Source organism: Methylomarinovum tepidoasis (assembly GCF_030294985.1).
Lineage (GTDB): Bacteria > Pseudomonadota > Gammaproteobacteria > Methylococcales > Methylothermaceae > Methylohalobius > Methylohalobius tepidoasis.
On record NZ_AP024718.1, the window covers coordinates 2,050,754 to 2,064,293 of the forward strand.

17 protein-coding genes are annotated in these 13,540 nt (G+C 64.8%); 10 read left to right on the plus strand and 7 right to left on the minus strand.

Annotated features, from left to right (window positions below; genetic code table 11):
• The first annotated feature begins 37 nt into the window (after positions 1-37).
• The 3 genes from MIN45_RS10350 to MIN45_RS10360 are packed head-to-tail and all read left to right on the plus strand — an operon-like array spanning position 38 to position 2,851.
• Positions 38-1,063, plus strand: a complete 1,026-nt coding sequence (locus MIN45_RS10350) for an NAD(P)/FAD-dependent oxidoreductase (RefSeq protein WP_286292013.1) — start codon at positions 38-40, stop codon at positions 1,061-1,063.
• Positions 1,044-1,610 carry a tRNA 5-(aminomethyl)-2-thiouridylate-methyltransferase MnmM gene (gene mnmM, locus MIN45_RS10355; RefSeq protein ID WP_286292014.1) on the plus strand — a complete coding sequence of 189 codons (567 nt, stop codon included), beginning with the start codon at positions 1,044-1,046 and terminating at the stop codon, positions 1,608-1,610. Before MIN45_RS10350 ends, mnmM begins: the two co-directional genes overlap by 20 nt.
• Positions 1,583-2,851, plus strand: coding sequence for a L,D-transpeptidase family protein (locus MIN45_RS10360; RefSeq protein ID WP_286292015.1), 1,269 nt, complete (start codon positions 1,583-1,585; stop codon positions 2,849-2,851). The genes mnmM and MIN45_RS10360 overlap by 28 nt, the downstream gene beginning before the upstream one ends.
• Positions 2,852-2,858: 7 nt before the next feature.
• On the opposite strand, the gene MIN45_RS10365 is transcribed toward MIN45_RS10360, so the two are convergent.
• The 3 genes from MIN45_RS10365 to MIN45_RS10375 form a co-directional block, all read right to left on the minus strand.
• The gene (locus MIN45_RS10365; RefSeq protein WP_286292017.1) at positions 2,859-3,230 is read right to left on the minus strand and encodes an exosortase system-associated protein, TIGR04073 family; all 372 of its coding nucleotides are present in this window, start codon (positions 3,228-3,230) and stop codon (positions 2,859-2,861) included.
• A gap of 136 nt (positions 3,231-3,366) precedes the next feature.
• Entirely contained in the window at positions 3,367-3,945 is a 579-nt protein-coding gene (locus tag MIN45_RS10370) for a superoxide dismutase (RefSeq protein WP_286292018.1), read from the minus strand.
• A gap of 102 nt (positions 3,946-4,047) precedes the next feature.
• Positions 4,048-4,293 (minus strand): HP1242/YdcH family protein, encoded by a 246-nt coding sequence (locus MIN45_RS10375; RefSeq protein ID WP_286292019.1) that lies wholly within the window; start codon positions 4,291-4,293, stop codon positions 4,048-4,050.
• A gap of 188 nt (positions 4,294-4,481) precedes the next feature.
• Here MIN45_RS10375 and MIN45_RS10380 point away from each other — a divergent pair, with 188 nt between their 5' ends.
• Genes MIN45_RS10380 through MIN45_RS10400 form a run of 5 tightly spaced genes read left to right on the plus strand, consistent with a single transcriptional unit; the run spans position 4,482 to position 7,910 of the window.
• Positions 4,482-4,631: a hypothetical protein gene (locus MIN45_RS10380; protein ID WP_286292020.1), complete on the plus strand. Its 150-nt coding sequence runs from the start codon at positions 4,482-4,484 to the stop codon at positions 4,629-4,631.
• An 8-nt stretch (positions 4,632-4,639) separates the two neighbouring features.
• Complete coding sequence (locus MIN45_RS10385; RefSeq protein WP_286292022.1) at positions 4,640-5,155, plus strand: cupredoxin domain-containing protein; 516 nt, start codon at positions 4,640-4,642, stop codon at positions 5,153-5,155.
• Positions 5,152-6,774 (plus strand): cbb3-type cytochrome c oxidase subunit I, encoded by a 1,623-nt coding sequence (locus tag MIN45_RS10390; protein WP_286292024.1) that lies wholly within the window; start codon positions 5,152-5,154, stop codon positions 6,772-6,774. The genes MIN45_RS10385 and MIN45_RS10390 overlap by 4 nt, the downstream gene beginning before the upstream one ends.
• Before the next feature lies 1 nt (position 6,775).
• Entirely contained in the window at positions 6,776-7,426 is a 651-nt protein-coding gene (locus tag MIN45_RS10395; RefSeq protein ID WP_286292025.1) for a c-type cytochrome, read from the plus strand.
• Positions 7,407-7,910 (plus strand): TlpA family protein disulfide reductase, encoded by a 504-nt coding sequence (locus tag MIN45_RS10400; protein WP_286292026.1) that lies wholly within the window; start codon positions 7,407-7,409, stop codon positions 7,908-7,910. Before MIN45_RS10395 ends, MIN45_RS10400 begins: the two co-directional genes overlap by 20 nt.
• A gap of 7 nt (positions 7,911-7,917) precedes the next feature.
• Here MIN45_RS10400 and grxD read toward each other — a convergent pair whose 3' ends face one another.
• The 3 genes from grxD to MIN45_RS10415 are packed head-to-tail and all read right to left on the minus strand — an operon-like array spanning position 7,918 to position 10,213.
• Entirely contained in the window at positions 7,918-8,244 is a 327-nt protein-coding gene (gene grxD, locus MIN45_RS10405) for a Grx4 family monothiol glutaredoxin (protein WP_286292027.1), read from the minus strand.
• Positions 8,245-8,288: 44 nt separating this feature from the next.
• Positions 8,289-8,756, minus strand: a complete 468-nt coding sequence (tsaE, locus tag MIN45_RS10410; RefSeq protein WP_286292028.1) for a tRNA (adenosine(37)-N6)-threonylcarbamoyltransferase complex ATPase subunit type 1 TsaE — start codon at positions 8,754-8,756, stop codon at positions 8,289-8,291.
• Positions 8,729-10,213 carry an NAD(P)H-hydrate dehydratase gene (locus tag MIN45_RS10415; RefSeq protein WP_286292029.1) on the minus strand — a complete coding sequence of 495 codons (1,485 nt, stop codon included), beginning with the start codon at positions 10,211-10,213 and terminating at the stop codon, positions 8,729-8,731. The genes tsaE and MIN45_RS10415 overlap by 28 nt, the downstream gene beginning before the upstream one ends.
• A gap of 60 nt (positions 10,214-10,273) precedes the next feature.
• Between MIN45_RS10415 and queG the strand changes: the two genes are divergently transcribed.
• A complete protein-coding gene (gene queG, locus MIN45_RS10420) occupies positions 10,274-11,359 on the plus strand; it encodes a tRNA epoxyqueuosine(34) reductase QueG (RefSeq protein WP_286292030.1) in 1,086 nt (361 codons plus the stop codon).
• A gap of 115 nt (positions 11,360-11,474) precedes the next feature.
• On the opposite strand, the gene MIN45_RS10425 is transcribed toward queG, so the two are convergent.
• Positions 11,475-12,056, minus strand: coding sequence for a cytochrome b/b6 domain-containing protein (locus tag MIN45_RS10425; protein WP_286292031.1), 582 nt, complete (start codon positions 12,054-12,056; stop codon positions 11,475-11,477).
• Positions 12,057-12,267: 211 nt separating this feature from the next.
• Here MIN45_RS10425 and MIN45_RS10430 point away from each other — a divergent pair, with 211 nt between their 5' ends.
• Complete coding sequence (locus MIN45_RS10430) at positions 12,268-13,455, plus strand: methyl-accepting chemotaxis protein (protein WP_286292032.1); 1,188 nt, start codon at positions 12,268-12,270, stop codon at positions 13,453-13,455.
• The last annotated feature ends 85 nt before the right edge of the window (positions 13,456-13,540 follow it).

Genomic DNA, 13,540 nt, shown 5'->3' on the forward strand with positions numbered 1-13,540 from the left:
CCTAAAATAGCCGCCTGAAGAACTGGGAAATCCATCCATGCGCGACGAAATCCTCATCGTCGGCCAGGGACTGGCCGGCAGCCTGCTGGCCTGGCATCTTTTGCGGCAGGGGATGGCGGTGCGCATCGTCGATGCCAGCGGCGACAACGCCTCCCGCACCGCCGCCGGGCTGGTGACGCCGATGACGGGCAGGCGCTGGGTGAAAACCCCAGCCTTCGAAACCTATCTGGCCGAAGCCCACTGCTGTTACCAGGCGCTGGAACGACAGTTCGGCCGACGCTTCTGGGTCGAACGCCCCCGCCTGCGCCTGTACCTGAACCCGGCCGAACGAGAACAGGCCCGCCGCCGGCGGCAGGATCCCGCCTACGCACCCTTTCTCGGCGAGGAAATCGAAACCGTCGGCAACGGTCTCAAGGCCCCCCATGGCGGCATCTGGCTGCACCGGACCGCCCATCTGGAAACCGAAACGCTGCTCGACTGCCTGCAACGCTGGCTCCGGCAACAGGGCATCCTCCACCAACAGCACTTCGATCCCCGCATGCTCGAATCCGGCACTCAGGTCGTCTTCTGCGAAGGCTGGCGGGTGATTCACAACCCGTGGTTCGACTGGCTGCCATGGCAACCGAGCCGGGGGCAGATTCTCACCGTGACGGCCACCCCGCCGCTGCCCGCCTTCCCCTGCCAGCGCGGCATCTGGCTCCAGCCCCGGGAGGAAGGCCGGTGGCGCATCGGGGCCAGCTACCGCTGGCAGCCGCTGACGGAAACGGTACGGGCGGATGAAACCGCCGCGCTGCTCGGACGCCTGCAGGACTGTTTCGAGACGCCCCCGGAAGTCGAGGTGCTGAAGGTCCGCGCCGGCATCCGCCCCAACACCCTCGACCACCACCCCATCGTCGGCCGCCACCCCCGGCATCCCCGGGTGGCGCTCTGCAACGGCCTGGGCTCCAAGGGCAGCCTGCTGGCGCCGCGTGTCACCCGCCTTTTGGCCGAGCATCTGTGCCATGACGCCCCTTTGCCGCCCGAAATCGATCTGCGCCGCTACCATGCACGTCTGCCTCACTGATCTGGCCCAGCACGCCATCGCCGCCCGCCTGCACCCCGGGGATACCGCCATCGACGCCACCGCCGGCAACGGTCACGACACCCTGTTTCTGGCCCGTCGGGTGGGCGAAAACGGCCGGGTGCTGGCCTTCGACGTTCAACCCCGGGCCCTCCGGCAGGCCCGGGAGCGACTCCGGCAGGCCGGGCTGACAGCCAGGGTGACTTGGCACTGCCTGGGACACGAGCACATGGATCAGACGGTACCGGAAGATTGGCGCCCGCGTCTGCGGGCGGTGATGTTCAACTTGGGCTACTTGCCCCGTGGCGACAAGCGTCTGATCACGACGGCCGCCACCACGACCGCGGCGTTGGAAAAGGCGCTGGCGCTGCTCGCCCCCGGCGGCCGCATCAGCCTCATCGCCTACACCGGCCATCCCGGCGGCCGCCAGGAATGCGAGGCGGTCCGGGACTGGCTCTATCGCCAGCCGGCCGATCTGTTATCCTGGCGCACCGTGATTCCGCAAGGGCGCCGCAGACCGCCATGGCTGTTTCTCATCGACAAACGCTGACGTTCCTGCTGGTCCTGCTGACAGGCTGCCAGTCGTTTCCGCCGTCGCTTCCGAACGCCGGCCAGGAAGCCCCGATCGACCGCATCCACCACCATCCCGACGGGGATGCGATCGGCCGGCTGGCCACCCTGCGCCTTCGCTCCGGCGATACCCTGGCCGACGTCGCCCGCCACTTCGACATCGGCCTGCAGGCAATTCAGGATGCCAATCCCGGCATCGATCCCTGGGCCCCGGAAACAGGCCGCGACATCCTGCTGCCGCGGGCCTTCCTCCTGCCTGACGCCCCCCGCAAGGGCATCGTGGTCAACCTCGCCGCCATGCGGCTGTTTCATTTTTCCGAGGGCGAGCCGCAGACGGTGGAAAGCTATCCGGTGGGCATCGGCCGGGCCGGCTGGGAAAGCCCCACGGGGCGCACCCGGATCGTGGAAAAGATCGTCCATCCCCGCTGGGTCGTGCCCGAATCCATCCGCCGCGAACACGCCCGCGAGGGCGATCCGTTGCCGAAAATCGTACCGCCCGGCCCGACGAACCCGCTGGGGGACTACGCCCTGCGTCTGGGGTGGCGCAGTTATCTGATCCACGGAACCAACAAGCCTTACGGAGTCGGCCTGCGCATCAGTCACGGCTGCATCCGTCTCTATCCGGAGGACATCGCCCGCCTGTTTCCCGGTGTCGGCGAAGGGACGCCGGTGACCATCGTGGATCAACCCTATCTGCTAGGCTGGCGCGGAAAGGAACTGCTGCTGGAGATCCACCGTCCCCTCTCCCAGAATCCCCGCACCCTGAACGCCCTGTGGCGGGATCTGGAGCGGCGGCTACGCCAGGCGCAAACACAGAGCGGGCGGCCCATCGACTGGCGACGGGTGGACCGCGCCGTGGCCGAGGCTCGCGGTATTCCGCTGCCGGTCCTGGTCGACGCCCCCCGCTGGGCCGAGTATCTCGCCTCCCTGCCCCGGGTTTCCCACCCCACCCGGTGGCGCTACGCCTACCAGCCACCGCCGCTCCGGCCCGGCTGGTATCTGGTTCTCGAACCGCTCCCGCCTCCGGAAACCCGCATCGTCACCGCGATCCTGCGCCATCAGGGACCGCCCTACCCGGCACGCATCCTCGAGGGACGGGTGGTCGTCGGACCCTACCCGGAAAAATCCCACGCCCGCCGCGCCCAGCGGCGCCTGGCCCAGGAGCTGGAACTGGAAAGCCAGCTGGTGCCACCGTCGGCACTGGAAGCCAGCCGACGATGAAAACGCCTCAGTCCAGATCCAGACGGAAGGCCTCGCCGTAGTGCGTGTCGCTGTCGAAGTTCTGCCACACCAACGGCGGCTGAGGGATCGGCTTGGTGGGCAGCGGGAAGGTGATGACGTCCAGCACCCCGGTAAGCACACGGTCGGCGGTATTGGCCAGACCCTGCGCCGTCCCGCCGGTGATTCCGAAGAAAAAGTTGGTGCGGTTGTAATCATTGATGATGCATTTGGGGATCTCCACCCAGGAGGTGACGATATTGGCCAGGCCGATCCCCAGTTTGCGCCCCACCTTCTCACCGTAACTGTCTCCGGCTTGGGTTTGAGCTGCCAGACAGATCAGAATCACGCCCGCCAGGACGCGCCACCGTTTCTCGTTCATCTCCCAATCTCCTAACCGGTTCTCTTCTCGCCGCCGGCAAGCGGCGCCTCTCCTAACCATAGACCAAGCAGGCCCGTTTGCAATTGAAAACGCCCCCGAAACGGGGGCGCTCTCGAAGCAGTTTCCGGAAGACCGTTCAGCCGGCCAGGTTCTGGTTGGCGAACGACCAGTTCACCAGGTTCCAGAAGTTTTCGACGTATTTGGGACGGGCGTTGCGATAGTCGATGTAGTAGGCATGTTCCCAGACGTCGCAGGTCAGGATCGGCTTTTTGTTGTCGGTCATGGGATTGCCGGCATTCTGGGTCTGGACGATTTCCAGCTTGTCGCCGCTCAGTACCAGCCAGGCCCAGCCGGAACCGAACAGGGTCACCGCCGCCTTGGAGAAGGCTTCCTTGAAGGCGTCGAAGGAACCGAAATCGCGATCGATGGCGTCGGCGATCGCCCCATTTGGCGCCCCGCCGGCATTGGGCGCCAGGCTGTTCCAATAGAAGGTGTGATTCCAGACCTGGGCGGCGTTGTTGAAGATCGGCCCGGACGCCTTAAGGATGATCTCCTCCAGACTCATGTTCTCGAACTCGGTGCCCTGGATCAGGTTGTTGAGGTTGTCCACATAGGCCTTGTGGTGCTTGCCATAGTGATATTCCAGAGTCTCCTTGGAGATGTACGGCTCCAGGGCGTCCATCGGGTACGGCAACGGGGGTAGTTCGTGTTTCATTGAGCGACTCCTTCTGATGGATTGTTCTTCACGTTCAGGAATTCCCTAGTGTGTTGCTCGGAATCGCTTACTTTAGCATTGCGGCGCCCTCGAATAAAGCCATCAGGCGGCCGCCTGACGCAGCATGCGATAGAGTTCGTCCTTCAGCTGCAGGCGGCGTTTCTTCAGGGTCTCGGCCTCTTCGTCCGGTACGATCTCCACCTGTTGTTCGATACGGCGGATCTGACGATCGAGCTGGTGGTATTCGTCGAACAGACGGGCGAAATGGCCGTTCGAGACCTTCAGCGCGTGAATCTGGTCGCGAAATTCCGGAAACTCGTGGAGCAGATCGTGGTGTTCGCCAAGCATGGGCATCTCCTTATTTTCAAAAACTTTTAATGATAGCGCATCGGTAGGGTTCGAATTTTGCCCTGCGTCAAAATCACACCACCCCCCTCACCTATTCCGCTAGAATTGAAAAACGGACTTGCCCAAGAATTAGAATTCAATAATAATCGGACAGCGACCCCGAACACAATCACGATGGAGGTTATGCCATGCCGGTATCCGACGAAGAAAAACGCGAGATTCTCGAATCCCCGCCCAAAGGCACCTGGGCGCTCATGCTCATCGTCGCGGCGGGCATGGCCGTCGCCTGGCTCTTTTTGTATTTCGGCGTCTTCATCCCCCGTGGCTTCGTCCAGTGAGGTGAGTCATGCATATCGATCCGTTGGAGAAAAAATGGCTCTATATCGCCCTGGGGATGGTCGCCCTGTTTTTGGGCTCGATCTTCATCTCCCTCGCTGTAGGTATCAAACCGCCCAGCAACGTCGAAACCATCGATTCGGCCAGACTGCACCTGAGTAAAGAATTCGCCGAGGACAACCTGGGCGTCCACATCCAGCCGGACGGTCGCATCACAGTCATCATGGTGGCGGGCCGCTACGGCTTCTTCCCCCGCCACATCACCATTCCGGCCGACACGCCCATCACCTTCCGCTGGGCCAGCGTCGACGTGCTCCACGGGGTTCACATGCCCATGACCAACATGAGCACCATGGTGGTGCCCGGCTATGTGGCCGAGGTGACCACCACTTTCCCCAAACCCGGAGACTATCCGATGCTCTGCAACGAATACTGCGGCCTGGGGCACGACTACATGTGGAGCAAGGTCACCGTGGTGGCCAGGCAGACCTGGGAAAAGCAGCACTCCAAGGGAGGTGAATCATGATCGATACCCAAAGCCGTAACCTGGCCCTGTGGAACTGGGTGGTTGCCTTCGCCGCCTTCCTGGTGGCCTGTTTTCTGGGCTTCTATCAGGTGGTGGAGCGCAGCGGCCTGTTCGATTTCCTGGAATCGCCTCCAGCCTATTTCGCTTCGGTCAGCACCCACGGGGTGTTGATGGCCTACGTCCTGACCACCTTCTTCATCATGGGCTTCGGCTATCTGACCGCCACCTCCAGCCTGAAACGGCCGCTATGGCAGCCGGGCCTTGCCTGGAGCGGCTTTTTCATCACCTTGATCGGCACGGTTCTGGCGGCGATCCCGCTGCTGGCTGGCAAGGCTTCAGTGCTCTATACTTTCTATCCGCCGATCCAGGCCAGCGCCCTGTTCTATATCGGCGCCGCCCTGCTGGTGGTGGGTTCCTGGTTCTGGTGCGCCATCATGGTGGTGATGGCAGCGCAATGGCGCCGGGAGAATCCCGGCAAAGGGATGCCATTGGCCATGTACGCCACCGTCGCCAACGCCCTACTGTGGCTCTGGACCAGCGCCGGGGTGGCGATGGAGGTGGTGTTCCAGCTGATCCCCTGGGCTCTGGGCTGGAACGACACCCTCGATCCCGGCCTGGCGCGCACCTTATTCGCCTGGACCCTGCATCCCATCGTCTATTTCTGGCTGATTCCAGCCTACATCGCCTTGTACTGCTTCGTCCCCAAGGAAGCCGGCGGCTATCTGTTCAGCGAGGAAATGGCCAAATTCGCCTTTCTGGGACTGCTGGTCTTCAGCTTGCCCATCGGCTTTCATCACCTCTACATGGACCCGGAGCAGGGGGCCGGCTGGAAGTTGTGGCATGGCATCGGTACCTTCCTGGTGACGGTACCGACCCTGGTGACCGGCTTCACCGTGTTGGCGTCGCTGGAAATCGCCGGGCGCTTGGGCGGCGGCCGGGGCCTGTTCGGCTGGATCGGCACCCTGCCCTGGCGCAACCCGGTGGTGCTGGCGGCGATCCTGGCCCTGCTGATGCTGATCCTCGGCGGCTTCGGCGGCATCGTCAACGCCAGTTACGCCCTCAACGCCATGATCCACAACACCGCCTGGGTGCCCGGCCATTTCCATCTGATCTTCGCCGGTACCACGGTGATCCTGTACTTCGCCATCGCCTATCACCTGTGGCCCAAGATCACCGGCAAGAAGCTGGTTTCCAACACCCTGGCGCTGATCCAGCTGTGGACCTGGTTCGTGGGGATGACCCTGCTCAGCACCCCCTGGCACGTCCTGGGACTGCTGGGGCAGCCCCGGCGCATCTCCGGCGTCACCTACAACAGCCTGTTGACCCTGGCCTGGCAGCCCTACGAGCTGTTCATGATCATGGGCGGGGCAGTGCTTTTGGGCTCGGCCGTGCTCTTCGGCGTCATCCTGTGGAAGACCTGGAGAAACACGGAAATCGAAACCGTGCCCGAAATCGCTTACGCCGAACCGATCCATCCGCCAGAATCCCTGCCCGCCTGGGCGGAGAGTCTCAAGACCTGGAATCTGGCGATCCTGGGACTGATGCTGCTCAGCTTCGGCTGGCCCATCGCCCAGTTCTTCTTCCTGAAAACTTTCGAATCGCTGCCGTGGGGGTACTGACATGAACCGATGGATCGTTGGAGTGGGCACCCTGCTGCTGGCCACCGCTCTCCAGGCCGGCCCCTCGACCCAAATCGCCTGGACCGAAGAAACCCTGGAAATCGTCGAGAGCGGCAACCCCGAACGCGGCCAGGAACTGTCGCAACGTTGCGCCAGCTGTCACGGGGACAAAGGCATCAGCGCCAATCCGATCTTCCCCAACCTGGCCGGTCAGCTAGCGACCTACCTGTACCGGCAGCTGCACGATTACAAGGACGGCAGTCGGGAAAACCCGATGATGCAAGCTTTCGCCGCCGGTCTGTCGGAACAGGACATGGCCGATCTGGCGGCGTTCTACAGCCGCCAGAAACCTGCCGAACCGGCCGGCAAGGGGGGGGATTTCACCGCTGTCATGGCCTTGATCAACCACGGCGACAGCAAGCGCATCATTCCCCCCTGCCGGGTCTGCCACGGCGAACACGGCCAGGGGGAAAGAATCGACACCCCACGCATCTCCGGCCAGTCCCAGGCTTACCTGGAACAGACCCTCAAGGCTTACAAGAACGGCTCTCGCCACAACGACATCTACAGCCGCATGCGCCTGATCGCGCAGCAGCTCACCGACGCGGAAATCGAGCGGCTGGCCGCCTACTATGCGGGCTTGGCGCCCTAGTCTGATCCTGCTGTCGGCGCTCCTGGTCTTCGGCCCAGGAGCGCCGGCGGCTTCCAACGCCTGGGATCTACCGCCGCTGGTCCTGCCCGACCTTCAGGGGCGGCGCCACAACCTCTACGACTGGCACGGCAAACTCATCCTGCTCAACTTCTGGGCCAGCTGGTGCGGACCGTGCCTGACCGAGCTGCCCCACCTGGCCGAATTCCAGCGCCGTTACGGTTCCAGGGGGCTGCAGGTGATCGGCGTCGGCCTCGACGAACCCAGGAAACTGGCCAACGTGGCCCGCACCCTGAAAATACCCTACCCCATCCTGCACAGCCCGGCGGAGCGGGCGACGGCATTGCTGCGCCAATGGGGCGACCGGGCCGGGGTGCTGCCTTACACGGTGGTGATCGGCCGCGACGGCCGCCTCGTCTTCAGCCGGGTAGGCGTGTTCGACGAAGAAGCCTTCGCGGCGATCGTGGCCCCGCTGCTGGCGCCTTGAACCAGCGTCACTCGGTTTCGGCAGCGCCGGCATCTTCCAGCATTTTCTTCAGCTCGCCGCTCTCGTACAGCTGCATCATGATGTCGCAGCCACCCACCAGCTGGCCCCTGACGTATAGCTGCGGGTAGGTGGGCCAGTTGGAATATTCCTTCAGGGCCTCGCGCAGCTCCGGATCCTCGAGGATGTTGACGTAGGCGTAGGGTACGCCGCAGGCGTTGAGGATCTCCACCGCCCGGCCGGAAAAGCCGCACTGGGGAAAGTCGGGGGTGCCTTTCATGTAAAGGATGACGGGATGGGACTTGAGTTGGGCTTCGATCCGCTCTTTGACGTCCATGGGGAAAACCTCCGAAACTGACGATTAAAATCTGAGTGATTTTATCAGATTTGAGCCAGACACCGGAGGATGGGCTCCCCCCTCGGCCCTGCCGCCGTCACCGTCACCCGCCGTCCCTCCCCTTCGGGCGTCAAGCGCACCACCAGATCCGGCGGCGGCAGCACCCCCCGGCCTTTTTCCGCCCACTCGGCCAGTACGATCGTCTCCCCGTCCAGATAGTCGCGCACCCCCAGCCACTCCAGCTCCTCCGGATCGGCCAGGCGGTAGAGATCGAAATGAACCACTCCGGGGTAGGTTTCCACCAGGGTGTAAGTCGGGCTCTTGACCCGCCCCCGATAGCCGCGGGCTGAAAGCAATGCCCGCACCAGGGTGGTCTTGCCCGCCCCCAGCGGCCCCTCCAGATAGGCCACCGCGCCGGCCTCGAGACAGCGGGCCAGTCGTTCCCCGAAGCGGGCGGTCGCCTGTGGATCGGGCAGAAAGGCGCTCAGGCGTTGACCAGGCGACGCAGCCACGGCATCAGATCTCCCGCCAGCATACCCCGCTGTCCTTCCTCAGCGGCGGCATCGGCCGCCGCCGCGTGCAGGCAGACGCCCATCCGTGCCGCCTGGAGCAGCGGCAGCTTTTGCGCCACCAGCCCGGCCAGGGTTCCGGTGAGGACGTCCCCCATGCCGCCGGAGGCCATGCCGGGATTGCCCAGGGCGCAGACGCCGGCAAGCTGGCCGTCGCCCCCCACCAACGTGCCGGCCCCCTTGAGCACACAGATCCCGCCGTATTTCGCCGTGATCGCCGCCAGGGCGGCGAAACGGTCCTGCTGAATCTCCGCCGCGGTCGTCCCCAGCAGACGGGCGGCCTCGCCGGGATGGGGGGTGAGAATCCAGTTCTCCCGCAGCTTGGGATTCTGCGCCAGCAGGTTGAGGGCATCGGCATCGGCAATCATCGGCAGCCCGCTGTCGCAGCACGCCTGCAGCAGGCTGCGGGCCCAGCCCGACTGCCCCAGCCCCGGCCCGACGGCCACCACCGTGGCCCGGCCCAACAGGGTCTGCAACTCGGTGGGGGTTTCCACCCCGTGGCACATGATCTCTGGACGGTTGACATTGAGATAGGCGGCATGGGAGGCCCGAGTCGCTACGGTCACCAGCCCGGCGCCGACTCGGGCGGCGGCCTCGGCCGCCATCCGCACCGCACCGGTGAAACCGGCATCGCCGCCCACTACCAGCACATGGCCGAAATGGCCCTTGTGGGCCGTGGCCCGGCGCGGCGGCAGCAGATTGCGGTATCGCCGCCACAGTTGCGCTGTCGGCGGCTGGGATTCCAGCACCGCTTGCGGCACCGCCAGATCAGCATACCACACCGCACCGCTGCAGGCCGGTCCCTCGCCGGTGAACAGGCCGCACTTGAGGCCGATGAAGGTGACGGTGGCATCGGCCCGCACCGCACAACCCATCACCGCACCGCTATCGGCATTGAGACCGGAGGGAACGTCCACCGCCAGCACGCCGCCTGCGAACGCCTGCAACCACCCGATGGCGTCGGCATAACGACCGCCCACCTCGCGGTCGAGGCCGGTGCCGAGCAGAGCGTCGACCGCCACGTCGAAATCCTCCCGCTCCGCCGGCAGACCGGCCTCCACCCGGCCGCCCGCCTCCCTGTAGGCTTCGAACGCCCGCCGGGCGTCGCCTTGGAGGCCGTCCGGCGGGCTCAGGGCGAACACGGTCGCCTCGATACCGTGGTCGAGAGCCTGGCGGGCGACCACGTAGCCGTCACCGCCGTTGTTGCCGCCGCCGCACAGTACGGCGATACGCCGCGCCTCGGGCCAATGCTGGCACAACACTTGGAAAGCCGCAGCGCCGGCCCGCTGCATCAGCACCCAGCCGGGAATGCCCAGCGTATCGATGGCATACCGATCCATGGCGCGGACCTGCGCGGCCCGATACAATGCTTCCGGTAAATCCTGGGTCACGATCGTCATTCGCCTGCTCCCTGTTTTCCTTCCCGCCACCATTGTCCGGCAAATCCGCCCGTTGACCAAATGCCTTGTGACATCGACCTGAAACGACTGACCGGGGACATCAAAACCTGGGGCCGGGAACTGGGGTTTCAAGCCGTCGGCATCACCGACACCGACCTGAGCGCAGCGGAGGCCGACTTCAACGCCTGGCTGGCTGCCGGCTTCCACGGGGAGATGGAGTACATGGCCCGCCACGGCAGCAAGCGCACCCGCCCGGCGGAACTGGTGGCGGACACGGTACGGGTAATCTGCGCCCGCATGGACTACCTGCCCCAGCCCCAGCCGGCGCTGTGGCGCAACCTGGAAGACCCCCAGCGGGCTTATCTTGCCCGCTACGCCCTGGGGCGCGACTACCACAAGCTGATCCGCAAGCGCCTGCAACAACTGGCCCGGCGCATCGAACGGGCGGTCGGCCCCTTCGGTTACCGGGTCTTCTGCGACAGTGCCCCGGTGCTGGAAAAACCCCTGGCGCAGAAGGCCGGCCTCGGCTGGCAGGGCAAGCACACCAACCTGATCGCCTTCAAGCAGGGGTCCTGGTTCTTCCTGGGGGAAATTTACACCGACCTGCCCCTGCCGGTCGACCCGCCGCAGGAGAAAAGCCACTGCGGCAGCTGCCGCGCCTGTATCGACATCTGCCCCACCGGCGCCATCGTCGCCCCCTACCGGCTCGACGCCCGCCGCTGCATCTCCTATCTCACCATCGAGCTGCACGGACCGATCCCGGAGGCACTGCGCCCCCTGATCGGCAACCGCATCTACGGCTGCGACGACTGCCAGCTGGCCTGCCCCTGGAACCGCCGCGCCCGCCTGACGGCGGAGGCTAATTTCCTCCCCCGCCACCGCCTCGACCAGGCCACCCTGACCGAACTGTTCGCCTGGGACGAAACCACGTTCCTGCACAAGGCCGAAGGCTCGGCCATCCGCCGCCTGGGCCACGAACGCTGGCTCCGCAACCTCGCCGTCGCCCTGGGAAACGCGCCCACGAGCCCGGAAATCGTCGCCGCCCTCGAAGCCCGCCTGGACCATCCCTCCCCGCTGGTGCGCGAGCACGTCCGCTGGGCGCTGGCGCGCCACCGCCAAATCGGAACGCCTACCCGGACACGATGAAGGGGGTGGTCCATCCGGGGGTGTCGGCGGCCTGGACGGCCGCCGTCAAGCCTACAGGGATGTATCTACGGCATCCCCCGGATGGACTACCCCCTTCATCTACCACCACCAGCACCTAGCGGGACTTGAAAGGCGAAATCCGCGCCACCACCGCATCGCCCCGGAGCCGGTGCAGCAGCGCCATGCCCACGTGGCCGAACCAGTACAGCCACACCCCGCTTCCGAACACCTCATGCAACTCGCTCAGGAACTCGAAGCGCTCCGGCAGCCCCCCCTCCGGAGGCAACAGCAGAAAGATGGCAAAGCCGCTGGCCCCCTGCAAGGTCACCAGTACCAGGCCCAAACCTTCCACCAGTCCCGGCAGGCCGGGGTGCGGTCCGCCTTCGGGCAGACACCCTCGCAGCAGGCCGGAAAGATCCCGCCAAACCGCCCGCCACCCCTGCCGATCCCAGGGAAACAGGTGACGCCAGCCACCGTCGTGACCGCCCAGCATCCAGCCCCAATGCAGCAGCGCCAGGGCGAAGGCGGTCAGGCCGAACAGCTCGTGGGCCATGAAGGCCCAGGTTTCCAGACCTTCGGCCTCGCCCGGCTCCTCCATGACCAGGCTGAGAAACAGTTGCAGGGTTACCGCAAGCGCCAGGCCAAAGTGCAACCAGCGCAGGGTCGGGGACCAGACGTTTTCCGTGGTGTCGGACATGCTTTGTCTCCTCAACAAAACCTGGAATAAACCGTTTTTTAGGCTATGCTTCTATTCGAGGAAGCCGACGAATCGCATCGCGATATCCTCCTGCCCCAACCCCGCAGGCGCTTTTCTCCCTTCTGCCCCATCCATGCAGAACCATATTACCCGAGGCACCACCGTGTGTGGTGAACGTTGAACTTATGTTTTATGTTTATGGAGGTTACCGATGAAGCAGCTGATCGAGAAACTTTCCCTCGGGAAACAGATGGGATTGATGGTCAGCGTCAGCATCCTCGGCATTGGCTTGATGGCCGCCAACCACTTGCGTCTTTCCGGCGGTAAGGACGCCGGCGAAGTCCTCGCCATCGCCCTCGGCATCAGCGTGGTGCTGCTGTGGCTGGCCGTTTACCTTGGCCGTCATGCCGGTGAGCGGGCCGAACGCATCGTCAAGGCGATCAAGGCCATGGCCGACGGCGACTTCACCACCACCCCCGAACTTCCCGGCAAAGACGAATTTTCCTGGATGGCCCGGGAATACGGCCGCGCCTGCACCCGGGTCAACCAGACCATGGCGGGAATCCAGCAGCACGCCCAGGAACTGGCGGCGGCCGCCGAGGAGCTGGCCACCATCACTACCCAGAGCCGCGAACAAGTGGCTGGTCAAAACGACCAGACTGCCCAACTGGCCAGCGCCATGACCGAGATGAGCACCACCATCCAGGACGTGGCCCGGGAAATCACCGCCACGGCGGCAGAATCCGAGGAAACCAACCGCCTGGCCAAAAGCGGTTTCGCCGAGTTCGAGCGCACCCTGGACAGCATCGGCGACCTGACCCGCCGCACCGCCGAGATCGCCACCGTCATCGACCGCCTCAAGGATGACAGCACCGCCATCGAAGGGGTGCTTGAAGTGATTCAGGGCATCGCCGAGCAGACCAACCTGCTGGCCCTCAACGCCGCCATCGAGGCCGCCCGCGCCGGCGAACAGGGCCGGGGATTCGCGGTGGTGGCCGACGAAGTCCGCACCCTGGCGAGCCGGACCCAGGAATCGACCCGGGAGATCCAAGACATGATCGAACGCCTGCAACTTGCCGCCGACGATGCCGTCAAAGCCATCGAAGCAGGCAAGGCCGAAGTGGAGGTCAGCAGCGATCAGGCGCGTCAGGCCGGCGACAGCCTCAAGGAAATCCTGGCCTCGGTGAACCGCATCTCCCAGCGCTGCGGCCAGATCGCCGCGGCGGCGGAACAGCAGAGCGTGACCGCAGAAGAAATCAACCGCAACGTCCTCACCATCAACGACCTCACCCAGGACGCCGCCGGCGGCACCGAACAAACCGCCGACGCCGGCCAGCGGCTGGCGCGACTGGCGACCCAGTTGCAGGCGCTGGTGGGACGCTTTAAAGTAGCGGCCTGATTCGATACCGAACCTCAGGAAAGCCCCCGCCCCGCTTTCCGCCTTTTCCGATGCCCCGCCCCCGCATCAGCCGTTCACCTGGCCA